Genomic DNA, 18,964 nt, shown 5'->3' with positions numbered 1-18,964 from the left:
GCCATGGGTCAAGGTCAGAAGGGCTTCTTCACCGACACCACGCTCTGCATCGGCTGCAAGGCCTGCGAGGTCGCGTGCAAGCAGTGGAACCAGCTCCCCGATGACGGCTTCAACTTCACCGGGATGTCCTACGACAACACGGGACACCTGGGCGCGAGCACCTGGCGCCACGTGGCGTTCGTGGAGCGCTCGGCAGACAGCGGGCCGCAGCGCCCCGTGCCCACCCCGGGCGTGAACACCGCCCTGCCCGCCTCCTTCAGCTGGCTGATGGCGAGCGACGTGTGCAAGCACTGCCAGCGCGCGGGCTGCCTCGAGGCCTGCCCCACCGGCGCCATCATCCGCACCGAGTTCGACTCGGTCTACATCCAGCCGGACGTGTGCAACGGCTGCGGCTACTGCGTCACGGCCTGCCCCTTCGGCGTGGTGGAGCGGCGCGAGGACGACGGCCGGGCCTGGAAGTGCACCCTCTGCTACGACCGCCTCGGCGACGACATGACGCCCGCGTGCGCGAAGCACTGCCCCACCGAGTCCATCCAGTTCGGGGACCTGGACGAGCTCAAGGAGCGCGCGAAGGTGCGGCTCGAGCGCCTGCACGAGCTGGGCGTGAGCGACGCGTACCTCTACGGCGCGGACGCCGAGAGCCAGCCGGGCACCGGCGGCCTCAACGCCTTCTTCCTGCTGGTGGACAAGCCCGAGGTCTACAACCTGCCGCCCGACCCCGTCGTGCCCACCGTGAAGGGGCACCAGGCCTGGCGCCAGGTGGGCTGGGGCTCCCTGGGCATGGTGGCGCTCGCGCTGGGCGCGGTGCTCTTCGGGCGCGGGGCGGGGCGGTGAGGGACATGCGCGAGGACTCGGAGCAAGGGAAGAGCACGCTGCTCGAGCGCATGGAGCGCACGGGAGACGGGCGCAACATCGAGCCCGCGCTGGGGCTGCTCGAGGGCGAGGGCGCGCAGCAGCGCGTGCGCGGGGCCCCCGAGCCGCGGCGCGAGCGGCGCAAGACGGAGCACGCGATCGCCTCTCGCGCGGAGACGGCGGACCCGCTGCACCCCAGCTACTACGGGCTGCCGGTCATCAAGGAGACGGTGTGGATCTGGACCATCCCGCTCTACTTCCACGTGGGCGGGCTCGCGGGCGCCGCGAGCGTGCTCGGCGTCTCGGCGGAGCTGGCGGGGGGCCGCCGCTTCCGCCGGCTCCGCGCGCGCACCCGCTGGACGGGCGCGGTGGGAGACGCCGTGAGCGCGGTGCTGCTCATCACGGACCTCGGGCGGCCCGAGCGCTTCCTCAACATGATGCGCGTCTTTCGCCCCAGCTCGCCCATGAGCATGGGCTCCTGGGTGCTCTCGGTGTCGGGCGCGGCCAACGGGCTCGCCGCCGTGACGAGCGGCTTCGAGGGCGGCGTCCTCGGCCGCAGCGGCGACGCGGCGAGCGTGGTGGGAGGGGTGCTCGGCCTGCCGCTCGCGGGCTACACCGCGGTGCTGCTCGCGAACACCGCGGTGCCGGTGTGGCAGGGCACCCGCTTCGGCCTGCCCCTGCTCTTCATGAGCGCAGGCGTGGCGAGCGCCGCGTCGCTGCTCTCGCTGCTGCCGGGCACGCGCGCGGAGGGGCGCGCGCTGCACCTCTACGGCACCGTGGGGAGCGCGGCAGCGCTCGCGGCGACGTACGCGGTGGAGCGCGAGGCCGCTCGCTCCGAGTCCGTGTCCAAGCACCTGCATGCGGGCGTGGGCGGAGCGCTGTGGCGCGCGGCGAAGGCGTGCACCGCGGCGGGGCTCGCGCTCTCGCTGCTGCCCGGCCGCACACGTGCGAAGCGCGTTGCCGCGAGCGTGCTCACGCAGCTCGGCTCGCTCGGGATGCGCTACGGCATCTTCTACGCGGGCAAGGCGAGCGCGAGAGACCCGCAGGCCACCTTCCGCGCCCAGCGCGAGGGCCTGGGCGCCGCCGAGGTCCAGGGCCAGGTGGGCCCGCGCCCGGACCTGCGCCCCGACCGCTTCCCCCTCCCCGTCGTGCGCTGAAGCGCGTTCAGGGGGCGAACAGGTCCCCGCTGCCCTCGAGCTTGCGCGGGGCCATCTGGGACCAGAGCCGCCGGATGCGCCCCTTCGCGTCGACCTGCACCGCCGTCACCGCCCGCGTGGGATAGGTGGCCAGCGTGGCGGGCTGCGTCCAACGCATGACCAGCGCGGGAAGGCCGTTGAGCTCGCGCCAGGCGAAGGACTCGGGAAGCCCGCGCAGCGCGGTGATGCGCTGGAAGAAGAGCAGCGCGCGCTCGGGTCCCACCAGCGGCACGCGTGCGGCGTTGACCACCCCGCCGCCGTCCTGCAGCACCACCACGTCCTCGGCGAGCAGGCTGCGCGCGGCCTCCACGTCCCCCTGCGCCAGCGCCGTGAGGAAGCCCTCGAGCGCCTCGCGGGAGGCGCGCTGCCGCGCCCCCACCAGCGGCTCGCGGGCGGCGTCGTAGGCGGCCATGCGCGCGTGGGCCCGGTGATGGATGACGCGCACGTTGCCCTCGCTCAGGCCCAGCGCCTCGGCGACCTCGCCCACCTCCTGGTCGAACACGTCCCGCAGCAGCAGCACCGCGCGCTGCACGGGCAGCAGCGCCTCGAGCGCGAGCAGGAAGGCCCAGCTCACGCTCTCGAGCAGCTCGTAGCGCGCCTCGGTGGAGGCGCCGTCCGCGAGCCGCGCCTCCACGCCCGGCGGCACCTCCTCCTCCGTCGGCAGCGGTGAGGGAAGCCAGGGCCCCACGTAGCCCTCGCGACGCCGGCGGCGCAGCCGGTCGCGCGCGAGGTTGAGGGCCACCCGCGTGAGGTAGGGGCGCGGCTCGCCCTGGGGCGGGTGCTCGAGCGCGCGCAGGTAAGTCTCCTGCAGCAGCTCGTCCGCATCCGCGGCCACGCCCGTCATCCGGTACAGCAGGCCCCACAGGTGCCGCGCGTGCGGCCGCTGCTCTGCGCTCTTCATGCAGCGGCCTGCACGGCCACGAGCTCGAGCGCCCGCTGCGCCGCTTCGTGCGCGCTCGCCAGTGCCACGTCTACGAGCAGCCCCGGCTCCGCGCCCACCCAGTCGCCAGCCACCAGCACGCCCGGGCGCGCGGGCGAGGACACCGGCACCCGGGCGCCGCGCCGCGAGGCCTCGGGCAGCGCGTTCATCACGGTGAGCGAGGGCAGGAAGCGCGCGGACTCCACCTCCTCGCGCCAGCCGGGTTGCAGGGTGTCCAGCATCATCTCCAGCTCCTCCCGCGCGGGCGCCGGCTCGTCCGCCCGCAGGTAGCGCGCCGCCTGCACCACCGCGCCCCCGGGAGGCGCGAGCCGTGCGGCCAGCGAGTGCACGGACGTGTACAGCGGCGCGTCCACGCCGAGCAAGATGAGGTGGCGCGGCCGGGGCAGCCGGCGCAGGGCCACGTCGAGGCAGGCGGCGCGCACGGGGCGCACGGGCGCGGCGAGCGCCGCATCCTGCGGGACGAGCTGCGCGGCCTCGGCAGGCGGGACGGCGAGCACCACGCACGCCGCCCACACGCGGCCGCCGTCCGCGAGCTGTACCCCCTGCGCATCCGCGGCCACCGCGCGAGCGCCCGTGTGCCAGGCGACTCCCGCCTCCCGGGCGCGCGCGGCGAGCCCGTCAACCAGCGTCTGCCACCCGCCGTCCACGTAGAGGACGTTGCCGGAGAGCGCGTGCTGCAGCTGGGCCAGCGCGATGCCCGCGTCCAGGTGCTCGGCCTCCGCGCAGTAGGTGGCGAGGCGGAAGAGCATCGCGGCTACGGCGCGCGCGCGGTCGCCGCGCACGCGCATCTGGAGAATTTCGCTGAGCGGCAGCCCGCTGAACGCGCCGTGAGGGGTACGCATCAGCGCCGCGAGCGCCCGCGCGAGCTCGAGCTTCTGCAGCGGGGGGAGCAGGTCCGTGGTGAGCAGGGACACCGGGCCCGAGGGCAGCGTGTGCAGCCGCCCGCCCTGCAGCGCGAAGGCCCCGGCCCCCGGAACGCCGCCCGTGGCCTCGGCGCCCAGCTCCGCGAGGAGCCGCGCGGCCGCGCCGTGGCGGTACAGCGCATGCGGCCCCAGGTTGAAGCGGAAGCCGCCCTGCTCCTGGCTGCGCGCGCGCCCGCCCAGGGACTTCGCCCGCTCGAGCAACACCACGCGCCGCCCCCCGCGCGCCACGTGGACCGCCGCGCTCAGCCCCGCGAGCCCACCGCCCACCACCACCACGTCTGCGTCTGCATGCTGCGCCATCGTGCACCTTCCGGCAGAAGTGCTGCGTCTGCCGTGTCCACGTCTGGCGGGCCCCGCGCGTTACAGCGGCGCAACCCCCGAGGCCGGGACGCGCGGCGCAAAGGCTTGCCCTCGCACGGGCTCTCGCCTAAGCAGGTTTAGCCTGATTTGAAGGCTTTCCATCTCACACAGGTCGAGTCCCATGAACCTTCGCCGCCTCATTGTCCTCCTCGCCGGTGCCACCCTCACCGTCTCCACCTGCGCGCCGTCCACGGGCCGCACCGTCAAGGCCCAGGAGGACATGCAGCACGAGGGCCAGGTCTTCAACAGCTGAGAGCCATGGGCGGGTCACGCTCCGGCGCGACCCGCCCTCTGCTCCACGGGGTGCTCGAGATCTGGCGCTCCGCCCACCCGAGCGCTCCCGCTCAGGCCCCGATGCGCTCGAAGCGCCGGTACGCCCGGATGAGCAGGTCCAGATGCTCGGGGCGCTCCAGGTCCAGCGGCGCCTCGGTGAGCTGCAGCAGCCAGGCGCCCGCGGGCGTGCGGTGCGCCCGCGCGAGCCACTCGGCATCCCGCGCCGGGTCCGGGAAGCCGAGCCACTGCGCAGTCGCGTCCGACCAGTAGTTGAGCCACCCGATGGACGGCGGCGCCACGGCGCAGGACAGGCGCGCCGTGCCGCGCAGGCGCGGCAGCTCCGCCAGGCGGGGCGACTTCGCGAGCAGCGCCTGCACGCCCGGGCGCACGGGCCCCGGGGGAGCGCGCTGCACCTGCAGCGCGAGCACAGCGGACGCGGGCGGCGTCAGCGCACAGGTCCAGGCAGAGAGCGCATCACCCATTGCCTCGACGAGCGCCGGCACGGCCTGCATCGCGACCGAGCCCGGGGTGAAGGCCACGATCACCGTCCCCACCGACTCCCCGCTCGCGAGCTGCACGTCCAGCGCCGGCTGTGCCGTCACCGAGAGCCCGGGCAGCTCGGGGCCCCCGTAGAGCAACACGGTCCTGCGGGCCTGAAGCTGAGCGCCGACCCAGGCCTCCCGGTCCGGGACCTCCACCAGCTGGAAGGCCCTGCGCCAGCGCGGATCGTCGGTGGCCTCGAAGGCCCCCGCGACCTCGCCGCGCCACGCGAGGCGCACGGGCGCCAGCGCGCGCTCGAGCGCCTCGAGCAGGCGTAGCACGGAAGACGCCGGAGCGCCCCCGAGCGGGGCCACCTGGAACTCGATGCGCAGGGGCCCCGCGTTCGTCACGACGCCCTCCTCAGGGCTGGAGGCAGATGCTCTGGACGTTCGCGAAGTCGATCGACGGGGACATCGCCAGCGCGTAGCCGTTGTCTCCCGCAGCCAGGCCGAAGGAGTACTCGCACTTGTGGGCGATCGCCCGCTCCGACGCAAGCTCCGCGAGGTCCGCCGCGTACCACATGGGCTGCAGCTTCTCCTGGCAGAACTTCGAGGTGCAGTTGGCCGGATTGTAGGTCTTCGCCTCCCAGAGCGACCGCTCCAGCGCATTGAAGGCGTCGAAGTTCTTGCCATCCACCCGCGCGTCGTTGCCCGGGTAGTCGTTGGGGGGCACCACGTCCGCGCACATGTTGTGGACCAGGTTGCCGCCGAGGTGCGGCACGGGCTTGGGGATGCAGCAGACGCGGGGCTCGGCCGCGTACGCATTGCTGGGCGCGAGCATGATGCCGAACACGATCGCGGCCAGCCCCGCGGCGAGCGCGGGCTCCGCCGCCTGGGTGCCCGGGCCGAACGCCGCGGCGATCATCGCGAGGATGATGAACGCGGCGGCGAGGTACGCGAGGATCTTGAAGACCGGCACCCGCACCGGCTCCGGCTCCGGCTGCTGGTCGCACGACTCGCCCACGCCGCCGTTCGCGCCGCTGTCGATCATGTAGGCGCCGGCACCCGTCTCGCGGTCCTGGAGGATGTAGCCCACCACCCCGCGCGGCGCGTACTTCGGGATCACCACGATCTTGCCCGCGGCCACCGCCGCCGCGAGCTCGCTGCGCAAGTCCGCGGAGACCTGCAAGGTAGGCAGCACCGCCGCCACGTTGCCCGCATCCAGCGTGTAGATGGGCACCTGCTCGCGGGCGGCGTCGATCAACACCTGGGCAGTCGAGTGGGCCGCCCCCTGGCGCCGCGAGAAAACCTGGTCGATCACCGAGCCCTCCAGGTACGAGCCCTGCACCCCGCTCTGGGACATGAAGCGGAAGCGCTCGTCCGCCGTGCCTCCCGCGACGCCCACCAGCACGTGCTTCACGTCCATCATGGGGCCGTTGAACGAGCCGGAACGCGGCATGCCGAAGAGGTAGCGCACCTGCAGCGGCGCGGCGAAGAGGCCGGCGGAGGGCAGGCGGAGCTTGGTCACGCCGAGCGGGCGCGCGATGATCTCGTCGAACTGGTCGTACTCGGTGAAGTAGCGCAGCGCCACCTGGTGCATGTTCTCCGCCACGCTCAGCTCGTCGCGGGCCTGCTGCCGCGCCTGCACCGCCTCCGCCGTGAGGCCGTTGCCGTCGATGCCGAACACGCTCACGCTGCCGGCGGGGATGTCGTACACGTCCGGGATGCTCGAAGGCTCATTGGCCCCGCCCAGCGTGAGCTCCCAGCTCTGGCTGGTGCCCATGGTGGTCACGCTGCCGGTGGCGAGCACTGCGCCGTCCAGCTGCACCTGCGGCACCACATGCACCAGGTACACCGGCAGCGAGGAGGCGTGGGCGTCCTTGTAGCTCTGGATGAGCTGTGCGTCCGCGGCGCTCGCCGGCGCGTAGATGACGCTGAGGCGCCCGCTGCCCAGCCGCGCGAGGCTGAGCGTGGTCTCCAGGTCCGGGCTCTCCATCGCCCGGTCGAACTCGTTGGCATACAGCCGCAGCGTCACCGTGTGGCGCAGGCCCGCCGGCAGCGCGTTGAAGGTCGTGCCGCGCGCCACCACGTCATAGGGCAGGCTCGCATCCAGCACCTGCGCGCTGCGCGGCGCGATGCTCACCCCGCCCACCAGCTGCTCCAGGCGCAGGTCCGGGTACTTCGCGCTCAGCTGCGCCATCGCCTGCTGCGCCGCCTCCAGCCCCTTGACCTGCGCGTAGTCGGGGAAGAGCTGCGTCACGCTCCCGTCCGCGTTGCGCTGGGCCACGGCGAAGATGTCGTCGAACATGCCCTGCAGGCTGACGTCCGTCTCGGTGCGCAGGTCGAGCGGGGCCACGCGCGTGTGCGGCTTGAACGAGGCGTCCAGGGGTACCCACGTGTCCCCCTGCTTGTTCACCGCCCCGCGCGAGGGCTCGAAGTCCACCAGCGCCTCCACCCACACGTGCTCGAGCTTCAGCGCGGCGATGGTGCCGCCGGCCACCAGCGCCACGTTGGGGATGCCGCCGGTGGCCATCAGCTCCTGGGCCACGCCCACGCTCGGCGCGTCTCCTACCCAGGCGCGCACCTGGGCGGCCGGCACCTGCACCGTGCCATACACGTAGTGGGCCGGCACGTGGGCCGCGCGCAGCAGCGCGATGAGCAGGCTCGCCGTGTCGAAGGCGTTGCCCTGCTTGTTCACCAGGGTCAGCTCGGAGCCCTGCACCGAGCCGTAGGTGGGCACGTAGCGGATGTTGTCGCGCACCCAGTTGTAGATGCGCACCGGGCTGTTGCCGAGCGAGGCCGCGAGCTCGCGCACCGCGGGCGTCAGCTGCACATCCTCGGTGGCGGCGAGGTCCGGCGGCAGATCCGCGTCCAGCGCCGCGGCGGTGCCGGCGGGCGCAGCGGCCGCGCTGCCCGAAGTGGAAGCGCTGGGCGCCGCGCCGAGCGCCGAGACCTTGCCCCCGCGGGCGCTGCTGCTTCGGGTGCGGGCCGCCACCGCCAGGGTCGCCAGGCGGCGGGAGAGAGAGGCCACATCCAGCGCGGGCGCCATCGGCTCGCGGCTCGCCGAGCGCACCGGCAGGTGGGAGGGGTCCACCCGGCGCACGGGCGCCGCGCCGCGGTTGGAGGCGAGCAGCGCGCGCATGCGCTCGGTGAGCGCGTCGCGCGCCGCCGTGCTGCGCGCGCCCTGCACCGCCACCAGATCCGTGCGCAGCTGGCCCACCTTGGCCTGAAAGTCGCGCACTGCCTCGCGGTGGCGCTCGAGCATCAGCGGCGGCAGCTGCCGCGCGGTGAGCTCCTGCTCCACCTGCGCGAAGGAGGCGAGGCTGTCTCGCTCCACCGTGTCCAGCGTCTTGGCCAGCGTGGCCAGCTGCGCGTCGGCCTCGGCGCGCGGGGCCTTCTTCGCGAGCGCCTGGTCCAGCGCGCCGGTCACGTTCTCCATCGTGGCGGCGAGCACCAGCTCCTTGCTGGGCGGCAGCATCGCGCGCGGGCCCGCACCCACCGGGCGGCGCGGCGCCGAGGCCATCACCGCCTCGGCGAGCCGCAGCTGCGGCGGGTGGTAGCACATGCCCAGCATGGTGACGCTCACCAGCAGGGCGTTGAGCTTCATCGTGGAGCTGATGCGGCGCCGCTCGGCGTCAGGCTTCTTCATGAGAGGTGTCCCGAAGGTGGAGCCCCCCGCGGGGGGCCGGCAGAGAGGGGAAAGGGCGGGGGCGGGGGGAGCGGGCTCCCCCCGCTGCAATCACGGCTGCGAGTAGGCGCGGCGCATCCACTGGTCGATGGCGATGCGCAGCTCCACGGCCTCCGCGCTGGAGGTGTCCGCAAGCCGCTCGGTGGCCAGCAGCGCGTCCTTCACCGCGAGCTCCGGCGAGGTGCGCTTGAGCGCGTTGCGCACGTGGGTGGCCGCGTTGCTGAACACCCAGGCATCGTCGCGCGCCGCCTTACCCAGCGCATCCAGCTGGGCCAGCACCGGCTGCAGCGCCTGGGGCGCCGCCACCGCGAGCGCGAGCGAGACGGGCTGCACCTTGCTCTGGCCGCCCTGGCTCGCCGTCACCTGGCCCGCGAGCAGCAGCGGGCCGGGCGTGGTGGGCAGGCGCGCCCAGAAGGTGGAGGCGTGCGTCTCTCCCTCCGCGAGCGGGAAGGAGAAGCCGAGCACCCCACCCGAGACCGCGCCCGGCCCGGGGTCCACCACACGCAGGCCCGCGGGCAGGGCGAGCGAGGCGGCCACGCTCACCGCGATGCCCTGGTTCGCCACCTCGAGCCGCACCGGCACCACCGCGCCGCCCACGGCCGCGAGCGACTCCGGCTGCACCTTCTCGAGCATCGCGCGCAGCACCGTCGCCGCGGTGCTCGCCTGGCCGTCGCGGGTGGCGATGGCCAGCAGGTCCGCGCCCGAGAAGGCCGCCTGCCCCCGCCCGAAGGCGTTGAGCGAGAGCGCCGGCTCGGCGCCGTACTGGGTGGCCGGGAAGTAGGTGCCCAGCCCCTCCGCGCCCTCGAGCAGGAAGCGGATGGGCTTCTCCCCGGAGAGCGTGGGGATGCGGCCGTAGAGCAGCGGGAAGGAGGGCGCGGCGAGGTCCACCGCGCCGATGCCCTCGAGCCGCCCGGTGAAGCAGATGCCCAGCGCGTCGTCGTGGATGTAGTCGCGCGAGTCGTGGCCGCCCGACACGAGCAGCCCCTCTCCGCGGTACACCGCCTCGCGCAGCTCGCGCAACAGCTGGGTGTCCAGCTTCTCGCGCTCGTGGAAGAGCGCGTACTCGGAGTAGTCGCCGGTGCGCAGCTCGCGCGTGAAGGCGTCCGCCGTGTCCGTGAGGGTGAAGGACCAGCCCGCGCGGGTGAGCAACTCCACGAGGAAGCGGCGCTGCGCCACCAGGTCCGGAGCGCTCGCGGGCCCGTTGGGGTCCGCCGTGCCGCCGCCCACGTTGTCCACCAGCACCAGCAGCCGTCCGCGCCCGGCCTGCGAGAGCGCCGCGGTGAAGCGGATGGGGGGCTCCACCACCTGGAAGCCCGCGTAGCCCAGCGTGCGGCGGGTGCCGTCCAGCTCGGCGAGCAGGAGGCAGGCATAGCCGCCCACGGAGAGCCCCTGCGTGGAGACCCCGTGCGTGCGGGTGAGCGGCGCGCTGGCCGTGAGCGCCACCGTCTCGCTCGCCTCGTCCACCACGCGGCCGGTGTCCACCTGCACCACCTGGTGGAGGAGGCGCACCCCGCTCAGGCCCGAGGCCGCGCCGGTGCCCGCGGTGTCGGTGCACAGGTTGCTCTCGCCCAGGTACACGCTGCTCGCGCGCACCGAGACGCTGCCGCTGAGGCTCGCGGCCGGGTGGCGCACCACCTGGAAGCCCGCGGTGGCGCTCGCGAGCGGCTCGCGGGTGAAGGCGTCATCCAGCTGCAGGGTCACCCGGTAGTTGCCCTCGGGCGCGTCCTGCAGCGCGAAGGCGAAGGGCAGGTCCTCGAGCGCCCCGGGCAGCAGCTGGTTCACCGGCGCGCTGCCGGTGAACACCGTGTGGCCGTCCGGCGCCTGCACCGTCACCGTGGCCTGCGAGGCAGGCAGCAGCGCGTTGGGGGCCGCGTTGCGCACGCGCGCCAGCAGCCCCACCCGGTCCCAGGCCTCGTACACGGGCTTGTCGCTCGCCACGCTCGCGGCCGCGAGCTGCGCGGGCGCGTCGATGGAGAAGGGCGCCGATGCGCTCGCGAGCACGCGGCCCGCGGCGTCCAGCACCAGCGCGTCCACCTGGTAGTCACCGGCGAGCGCCGCGCCGCTCTCCCACGCGCTGAGCAGCGGGAGCTGGGCGCCCGGAGCGAGCCCCGAGAAGGGCAGCGCGGGCAGCAGCGCGAGCGGCTCCCCTCCCCCGCGCGGCACGATGCTCAGCGCCACCCGGCCCGAGGACGGGGCCGCGCTGGTGTTGGTCACCGTGGCGGCGAGCTGCACCGTCTCGTGCGCGCCGTAGCGCGGCCGGTCCGTGGCCACCGTCAGGGCCGCGCCGCTGGTGGTGCGCACCACCGGCACCTCCAGGGGCAGCTGCACGGGCTCGTCCACGAAGGAGTTCTTGAAGACGAGGTAGGCGCGGCTCGCGGCCGGGCGCTCCTCGCCCAGCTGCATGCCCAGCAGCCCGAGGTCGAACTGCACCTCGCGCCCATCCCCCGTCACACCCGGCAGCTTCCACAGGTGGGTGGCGCTGCCGCCCGCTCCCGGCGTGGTGGTGGGCGCCACGGAGGCGTTGGCCAGCTGGATGTTGCCCGGCGTCTCCACGTAGAGGTCGATGTCGATGCCGCCGAGGCGATCCAGCGCCTTGGGCATGAACACCATCACGAAGCTGGTGGACGCGAGGCGCGTGGTCAGCCCGTTGTCGTAGTTGTCCCAGGAGCCATCCTGCGTCTGCGCGTTGAGCAGGTAGGTGATGGCGTTGCGGATCTGCAGGTCCTTGGGGCTCGGGTTCGTGTACTCGAGCGCGATGCCCACCAGCGCCGTGGTGAGCGGGTCGCCACCGCCGTTGGAGTTGTAGCGGGACCAGGCGCCGGTGGCCTTCTGGCGCGCGCGCAGCAGCGCCGCCTCGGCGCTCACCTTCGCGTCCAGCTGCGCGAGCAGCGCCGTATCGGTGACGAGCGCGCGCCCCTCCTCGAGTCCGATGAGGCGCATCGCGTGCACGGTGTTGTCGTTGTCCGACTCGGTGTTCGCCGCGAGGTAGCGCACGGCGGGCGTCACCTCGTCGCGCAGCGCACCGAGCGCGAGGGTGTCCAGCGGGCTCGCCACCACCTCGCGGATGGCGTTCGTGCTGTTGTCCACCACGTAGACCCTGTCGCCCACCGCCGCCAGCCCGTACAGGGCGTTCGGTGAGTCGATGACGCGCTCGGCGGTGCCGTCCGGGCGCACCCGCAGCAGGCCACGGCCCGCGGGGGCTGCGTAGTAGATGCTGCCGTCGGCCGCGCGGGCCATGTGCGTGGGCTCGTAGCCCAGGCCGTCCGCGAGCTTGCTCACGCTGCGACTCGCAGCGTCCACGCGCAGCAGCTCCTTCGCGTAGTAGTTGGCGACCACGAGGTTGCCGGCCTGGTCGAAGGCCACCGTGTAGGGGCGGTTGAGGAGGCCGCCGCTCACGTAGGTCTCCACCTGGCCCGCCGGGCTCACGCGCACGACGCGGTTGCCGTCCCAGTCCGGCAGGTACAGCCAGCCGTCCGGTCCGAAGTTCGCGTTGGGGATGTTGCCGGAGACGGCGATGGTGCTGCGGGTGCCGTCGGGGAGGATCTTCCAGATGCTGCTCGCCGAGCCGTAGCGCGTGACGTAGAGCGTTCCGTCCGCCGCCACCGCGATGCCGCGGATGCTGCCCAGGCCGGTGGCCACCGTGGCCACCGCGCCCGTCGCGGGATCCATCCGGGTGATGGTGCCGCCGGTGCGCACCACGTAGAGCATCCCGTCGGGTCCCGTCGCCACGCCCTCGGAGGTGCCGCCCGCGCCCAGCGACATCGCGGCGCCCAGCGCGTAGTCGGGCACCTCGCCGGGCTGCAGCTTGCCGGCGTTCTGCACCACGTCCACGAAGCCCTTCACCGTGAGCGCGGTGAGCGCGGGGGACGTCGCCCACCAGCCCGCCGAGCCGTGGTCGTTGTCCCAGCGCGTCTGGTTGCCCACGCGCACCTTGCGGCCGTTGATGTACTGGGCCACGCGGTACTTCGCGCGGAAGGTGGCGGCCACGTCCGCCCAGGCGCTCAGCGACCACAGGCCCAGCGGCGCCTGGGTGAGCGCGAACTCCGGGTGCGAGAGGCGCAGCGAGCCGTCCGCGTTGAGCGAGGTGCTCACCGCGTTGAACAGGTACTGCACGCTCTGCGGATCGATGGTGGCCTTCTGCTGCGCCGAGGAGAGCCCCAGCAGGCTCTGGGTCTCGATGTGGCAGCCCAGGCAGCCCGCGCCGTTGTTGTTGGTGTCGTGCCAGGCGATGGCCTGGGCACCCGTGTACACGCCGCCGCGGCGCACCGCCTCCTTCACCAGCGCGAAGAGCGGGTCGGTGCCGGTGCCGACCGTGGTGTCCACGCCCTGCATCCGCACCGTGCCGCGCACCGTCTGGTTGCCCTCGGGGACCGCGGTGCGGCTCACCGTGAAGGTGCCGCTGGCCTTGTCACCCACGTAGAGCGTGCCGGAGAGCACGCCGGGCACCGCCGGGTCCTTCGCGCTCACCGCGACGGGCAGGTTCCCGTTCTCGGTGGGCACCCAGCTGCCGAACGCCACCGCGGCGCTGTTGCCCACCGGGAGCGCCTCGGCCTGCGCCTCGGCGGTGTAGAGCACCGCGCCCGTCTTCGCGCTCTTCACCGTGAGCACGTAGCGGCCGGGCGAAAGCGTCGTGTTGCCCGCGTTGCGCACGAGCGCGCCCAGGTTCACCGGCGTGGGCAGGCCCGCCTGGGTGAGGGGCGGGTCGATGCTCAGCGCGCCGCCGAGCGCCAGCGTGGAGGTGATGCGGGTGCTGCCGGCGTTCTCCGCGAGCACCTCGCCGTAGGGCAGCGCGCGGCTCGTGGTGCCCGGCTCGGACACCCGCATCACGAGCCGGTAGGTGCCCGGCGAGAACTGCTGCGTGTCCCACGCAACGGTGAGCTCCTTCACCTCGTGCGGGTCGAAGCCCAGCTGGCTCACCGGCACGCCCGTGCCGGGCGCGTAGGGGCGCACCGTGGCCACGGGGTTGCCGTTCACGTCCTGCACCTCGCCCAGCACGCCCACCAATTTCGCCCCGTTCAGCAGGCTCGCCACCCGCACGTCGAAGAGCGCGGTGCCCCCGCCCGGGTACTCCGCCTGGCGCGCCGCCACCGTGACGACCTGGAAGCTGTCGTCCGGCACGGGCGAGAGCGCCGCGTCCAGCGTGTACTGGCCGTGGGCCGAGAGCCGCACGCCCTGCTGCTGCTGGCTGTAGCCCACCGCGGAGATGCTCAGGGTGAACTCGAGCTTGTCGATGCCCAGCAGCGCGTAGTGCCCATCCGCGCCGGTGGTGGCGCTCAGGCTGCTGCCCGGCACCGCCACCTGCGCCCCGGCGAGCGGGGCGCCCGTCTCGGCGTCCGTCACCTGGCCCACCAGCTGGGTGGAGCTGGCGCCCGTGCCCGGAGGCGAGAGCTTCAGCGTCACGTCCGCCTCGCCGTAGGCGGCCACCTGCATCCCGTAGGTGGCGGCCACGTAGCCGCCCGCGCTCAGCGCGAGCTGGAAGCTCTTGAGCGTGATGCCGGAGAGCGCGAAGCGCCCGTCCGCGCCGGTGGTGGCACTCGCGCCCGTCTCCACCAGGGTGACCGTGGCGCCCGCGACCGGCGCGCCGCTCACCCCGTCCGCCACCAGCCCGCGCAGGGTGAGCGAGGTGGGCGGCGTGGTGGCCGTGGCCGGGTACAGCGTGAGCGTGCCCACGTCCCCGCTCGCCCCCGGCGCGAACACGAGGCTGAAGGTGACGGACTGGTAGCCCGCCGCGCTCAGCGTGCCCGCGTAGGTCCCGCGCGGCACGGAGGCGAGGCGCACGGTGCCATCCGCGGCCGACGTGCCGCTCAGCCCGCCGCCCAGGTCGAAGAGGGCTCCGGCGAGCGCGAGGCCCGTCTTGCCGTCCACCACCCTGCCGCTCACAACGCCGGGCGAGCCATCCACGGCGCCGCCCGCGCGGGTGAGGCCCAGCTGCGCGCTGAGCGGCTGGCCGGCCACCACCGTCACCGCGCCGCTCATCGCGAGGTAGCCCTGCTTCTCGAAGCGCAGCGTGTACGCCCCCGGAGCCACCGGGCCGAAGTCGAAGGCGCCCGCCGCGTTGGTCAGCACCGAGTAGCCGGTGGCCCCCGCGAGCGAGACCTGCACCGCCTGCAGCGGCTGGTGCGTCTCCGCGTCGAAGACGAGCCCGGACACGAGCCCCGAGCCGTCCAGCAGCTGCAGCACCAGCGCCGGCGCCACGCTCACCTGGCCCGACCGGGTGCTGACCACCGCGCTCGCGGAGCTGAGGCCCGCCTTCTGGGCCGTCACCGTGTAGCTGCCCTCGGGCAGCCCGCCCACCACGTAGTAGCCGTCACCGTTGGTTAGCACCGCCACGCCCGGCACCTGGTCCACCGTCACCGTGGCGCCCACCACTGGCTCGGTGCTGCCCGCGCGCACCACGTAGCCGCTCACCGAGCCCGAGGCCGCGGGGCCGGGGCCTGCCTTGCGCGCCGCGTACGCCTTGAGCGCCTGCAGCGCGAGCGCCGTGGTGAAGGGGTCCTCCGCCCAGCTGCCGTCCGCGAGCTGGCGCGCCTGCAGCGCGCCCGCGCTCGCCTCCACCAGCGAGAGGTCGCTCACGAAGGGCAGCAGCGCGAGCAGCACGGTGGCGCTCTTGTAGTCCTCGCCCCACAGCCCGTCCGGCCCCCGTGCGGAGAGGAGGAAAGCCTGGGCCCGGCCCAGTGCATCCTTCACGCCCACGGAGGTGTCCCGGTAGCCCACGAGCGAGCGCATGCCGAGCGCCGTGACGTACACGGACGCCGGGTTGCCCGGGCTCACCCACGCGCCGCTGGACTGCTGGCGCCCGAGCTGGAAGCCCACCGCGCGCGCCGCCGTCGCATCTCCGGCCGACGCCGCGAGCGAGAGCGCATCCAGCGCCACCGACGTGTCGAACGCGCTGGGGTCCCAGCCTGCGCGCGCGCCGAAGCCGCCGTTCGGGCGCTGGTTCGCGCGCAGCTGCGAGAGCCGCTGCAGCGCGGCGGGCGGCACGGGCAGGCCCAGCTGCGCGTCGAGCGCGATGCGGCGCGCGAGCACCTCAGTGTCGGCGTCGCCGTGCGAGTCGAGGTAGCCGAGCGCCTCGTTGAAGCCCACCGCCCCGCGCTCGCCCAGCAGCAGCCGGGCGCGCAGCACCTCGCAGGTGGACTGCACCGGCGTGGCCAGCGCGCCAGGGGATTGCCCGTAGCTGCCGTCTGCCGCCTGCTGCGAGGCAAGCCAGGCGAGCCCCGCGCCGAGCGCCGGCTCCTCGGCCCGGACCGCTGAAGCTCCCAACGACGCCAGCACCCCCAGCAGCACTGCGCTCAGGCGCAGCACGCTTCCCACGCGACGTCCAACTCCAGGCATGTCCCCTCCCAGCTCCCTGCGCCGGATGTGCTCTGCGATCCGACACCGGCGGGGTTGAAGCACATGCGTTCACAATGAGTCAAACTGCACCCAGCCCATGCCCCCCGCCCCGAGACGGGGGCCGGCCGCTTTTTCGCCGGATCGCGCAATACCTTGACGTCTAGGTATGCGCGGGCGCACTCTTGCCTAGACATCTAGGGAAGTCGGAGGTCCGCCATGTCCAAGAAGCGCTTCAGCCAGCAGCTCAAGGGGCTCATCTGGCGCAGCTCGGTGCCCGAGGAGGTGGAGGCCGAGCTCAAGTTCCACCTGGAGATGGTGACGAAGGAGCTGGTGGCGGGCGGCATGGCGCCCGAGGCCGCGCGCGCGGAGGCGCTGCGGCGCTTCGGGGACGTGGGCGAGGTGCGCAAGGAGTGCGAGCAGCTCGGTCAGTCCGGCGTGCGCGCGGAGGCCCGGGCCGCGTGGGCGTCGGAGCTGCTGCAGGATGCGCGCTATGCCCTGCGCCAGCTGCGGCGCTTCCCCGGCTTCACGCTCACCGCGGTGCTCACGCTGGCGCTGGGCATCGGCGCCACCACGGCCATCTTCAGCGCCGTGCGCAGCGTGGTGCTGCGCCCCTTCGCCTGGAGCGAACCCGAGCGGGTGATGATGGTCTCGGAGAGCTACCAGGGCCAGCGCACCAGCATGTCCGCGGGCAACTTCGTGGACCTGCGCGCCGCGGCCACCGGCCTCGAGCACATGGCGGCGGAAGGGTTCGACAGCTTCGGCCTGCAGGAGGGCGAGAGCCCGGAGCGCGTGCTCGCCGGCAAGGTGACGCACGAGTTCTTCGACGTGTTCGGGGTGCGCCCGGAGCTCGGCCGCACCTTCCTGCCGGAGGAGGACGCGGCGGGGCGCGCGGGCGTGGTGGTGCTCGGCCACTCGCTGTGGCGCACGCGCTTCGGCGCGGACCCCGGCATCGTGGGCCGCGCCATCCGCATGGACGGCGCCTCGTACACGGTGGTCGGGGTGATGCCGCGCGGGTTCGACCCCACGGTGAGCGGCGAGCAGCTCTGGGTGCCGCTCGTCTTCACCCCCGAGCAGCGCGCCTCCCATGACGGCCGCTCGCTGCTCGCGGTGGGCCGGCTCGCGAAGGGCGCGCACCCCGAGCAGGTACAGGCCCAGCTCGCCACGACCCTGGAGGAGCTCGCGCGGCGCTACCCCGAGGCGGACAGCGGGCGCGGCGCGAAGGTGGAGCCGCTGGCGGGCATCGTCATCGGCGACTGGAGCACGCAGCTGATGGTCACGCTGGGCGCAGTCGCGCTGGTGCTGCTCATCGCCTGCTCCAACGTGGCGAACCTCCTCCTCGCGCGCGGCGCCTCGCGGGCCCGCGAGCTCGCGGTGCGCGCGGCGCTGGGCGCGGGGCGCGGCCGCATCCTGCGCCAGCTGCTCACCGAGAGCCTCGTGCTCGCGGTGCTGGGCGGGCTCGTGGGCCTCGCGCTCGCGTGGGCCGGCATCCAGGTGCTGCTCGCGAGTGCGCCCGAGGGCATCCCGCGCCTGGACGAGACGCGCATCGACGGCAGCGTGCTGCTGTTCGCGCTGGGCGCGGCCCTCCTCAGCAGCCTCGCCTGCGGCCTCGCCCCGGCGGTGCGCGCCGCACGCTCGGACCTGGAGAGCGTGCTGCGCCAGGGGGCCCGCGGTTTGAGCCACGGGCGCGACGCGCTGCGCGGCGGGCTCATCGCAGCGGAGGTCGCGCTCGCCTTCACCCTGCTCGTGGGGGCAGGGCTGCTGGTGCGCACCGCGCTGCACCTGAGCCAGGTGGCGCCGGGCTTCGAGCCGCGCGGCGTGGTGGTGGGCCAGGTGACGCTCCCGCGCGACGCCTATCCCGAGGGCGCGCAGGTGGTGCGCGCCTTCGAGCGCATCCTCGCGAACCTCGAGGGCTCGCCCGCGGTGAAGTCCGCGGCGCTCTCCTCGCAGGTTCCGCTGATGGGCGGGGGTGGCAACAACTTCATGCTCCCCGAGGGGCGCCCGGACACGCAGGACCAGATGGTGATCGCCAACCGGCGCATCGTGTCCCCGGGCTTCTTCGAGACCCTGGGCATCCCGGTGAAGGAGGGGCGGCGCTTCGGGGCGCAGGACGTCACCGGTGCACCGCCCGTCATGCTGGTGAGCGGGCAGCTTGCGCGCACGGCCTTCGGGAGCACGCCGGCGCTGGGCCGCAAGCTCGCGTGCTGCACGCCGGACCCGCAGGGGCGCTGGCGCGAGGTGGCCGGCATCGTGGGCGACGTGCGCACCGCGGGGCCGATGGAGGATCCGGCTCCCGAGTTCTACCTGCCCCTGAACCAGGTGCCGCCGGAGGCCTGGGAGTGGGAGGGGCGCACGCTGACCCTGGTGGTGCGCCGCGCAGGCAGCATCACGGACGCGGTGGCGGCGATGCGCGCCGCCGTGCGCGAGGTGGACCCGGGCCTGCCCCTGTACGGGGTGACCACGCTCGAGGAGGCGCTGCGGGCCTCCACGGCGCAGGCCCGCTTCCACACCCTGCTGCTCGGGCTGCTGGGGCTCGTGGGGCTGGTGCTCGCAGCAGTCGGCATCTACGGCGTGGTGGCCTACTTCGTGGGCTTGCGCACGCGGGAGATCGGCGTGCGCATGGCCCTGGGCGCGAGGCCCGTGGACGTGATGCGCATGCTCGCGTGGCAGGGCATGCGCCCGGTGCTCGCGGGGCTGGTGCTGGGCGGCTTCGCGGCGGTGTGGACCACGCGCCTCCTGCAGGCCTCCTTGCGCGGGGTGAGCCCGGCGGACCCGTGGGCGCTCGCGGCCGCGCTGCTGCTGCTCGCGCTCGTCGCGCTGCTCGCCACGCTCACGCCTGCGCGCCGCGCCCTGCGCGTGGACCCGGCGCGCGTGCTCGGCGAGGGCTGAACCGTCCCCCCACGGTGCGCGCGCCTGGTCTAACG

9 protein-coding genes are annotated in these 18,964 nt (G+C 74.1%); 4 read left to right on the top strand and 5 right to left on the bottom strand.

Annotated elements, in window-relative coordinates; all coding sequences use genetic code 11:
• Positions 1-3 precede the first annotated feature (3 nt).
• Positions 4-834 (top strand): 4Fe-4S dicluster domain-containing protein, encoded by an 831-nt coding sequence (locus FGE12_RS15850; RefSeq protein WP_153867304.1) that lies wholly within the window; start codon positions 4-6, stop codon positions 832-834.
• 5 nt (positions 835-839) lie between these two features.
• Positions 840-2,009: an NrfD/PsrC family molybdoenzyme membrane anchor subunit gene (nrfD, locus tag FGE12_RS15845; protein ID WP_153867303.1), complete on the top strand. Its 1,170-nt coding sequence runs from the start codon at positions 840-842 to the stop codon at positions 2,007-2,009.
• Between the two features lie 7 nt (positions 2,010-2,016).
• Here nrfD and FGE12_RS15840 read toward each other — a convergent pair whose 3' ends face one another.
• Both FGE12_RS15840 and FGE12_RS15835 read right to left on the bottom strand, forming a co-directional pair.
• On the bottom strand, positions 2,017-2,949 hold the full coding sequence (locus FGE12_RS15840; protein WP_153867302.1) for a sigma-70 family RNA polymerase sigma factor: 933 nt from the start codon (positions 2,947-2,949) through the stop codon (positions 2,017-2,019).
• Entirely contained in the window at positions 2,946-4,211 is a 1,266-nt protein-coding gene (locus FGE12_RS15835) for an NAD(P)/FAD-dependent oxidoreductase (protein ID WP_153867301.1), read from the bottom strand. Before FGE12_RS15835 ends, FGE12_RS15840 begins: the two co-directional genes overlap by 4 nt.
• Positions 4,212-4,392: 181 nt before the next feature.
• On the opposite strand from FGE12_RS15835, the gene FGE12_RS30700 reads away from it, so the two are divergent.
• Positions 4,393-4,524 carry a hypothetical protein gene (locus FGE12_RS30700; protein WP_255449921.1) on the top strand — a complete coding sequence of 44 codons (132 nt, stop codon included), beginning with the start codon at positions 4,393-4,395 and terminating at the stop codon, positions 4,522-4,524.
• A gap of 91 nt (positions 4,525-4,615) precedes the next feature.
• Here the strand turns inward: FGE12_RS30700 and FGE12_RS15830 are convergent, their stop codons facing one another.
• The 3 genes from FGE12_RS15830 to FGE12_RS15820 form a co-directional block, all read right to left on the bottom strand.
• Positions 4,616-5,434 (bottom strand): DUF5953 family protein, encoded by an 819-nt coding sequence (locus tag FGE12_RS15830; RefSeq protein ID WP_153867300.1) that lies wholly within the window; start codon positions 5,432-5,434, stop codon positions 4,616-4,618.
• Positions 5,435-5,444: 10 nt separating this feature from the next.
• Positions 5,445-8,672 (bottom strand): DUF6310 domain-containing protein, encoded by a 3,228-nt coding sequence (locus FGE12_RS15825; protein ID WP_153867299.1) that lies wholly within the window; start codon positions 8,670-8,672, stop codon positions 5,445-5,447.
• A gap of 90 nt (positions 8,673-8,762) precedes the next feature.
• Positions 8,763-16,022 (bottom strand): carboxypeptidase regulatory-like domain-containing protein, encoded by a 7,260-nt coding sequence (locus tag FGE12_RS15820; RefSeq protein ID WP_194797916.1) that lies wholly within the window; start codon positions 16,020-16,022, stop codon positions 8,763-8,765.
• Positions 16,023-16,259: 237 nt separating this feature from the next.
• On the opposite strand from FGE12_RS15820, the gene FGE12_RS15815 reads away from it, so the two are divergent.
• A complete protein-coding gene (locus FGE12_RS15815; RefSeq protein WP_153867297.1) occupies positions 16,260-18,929 on the top strand; it encodes an ABC transporter permease in 2,670 nt (889 codons plus the stop codon).
• Positions 18,930-18,964: the final 35 nt, after the last annotated feature.

It is taken from the genome of Aggregicoccus sp. 17bor-14, assembly GCF_009659535.1.
Classification (GTDB): domain Bacteria; phylum Myxococcota; class Myxococcia; order Myxococcales; family Myxococcaceae; genus Aggregicoccus.
Note: the sequence above shows the minus strand (reverse complement) of the source record. Positions and strands in the feature narration are given on the sequence as shown.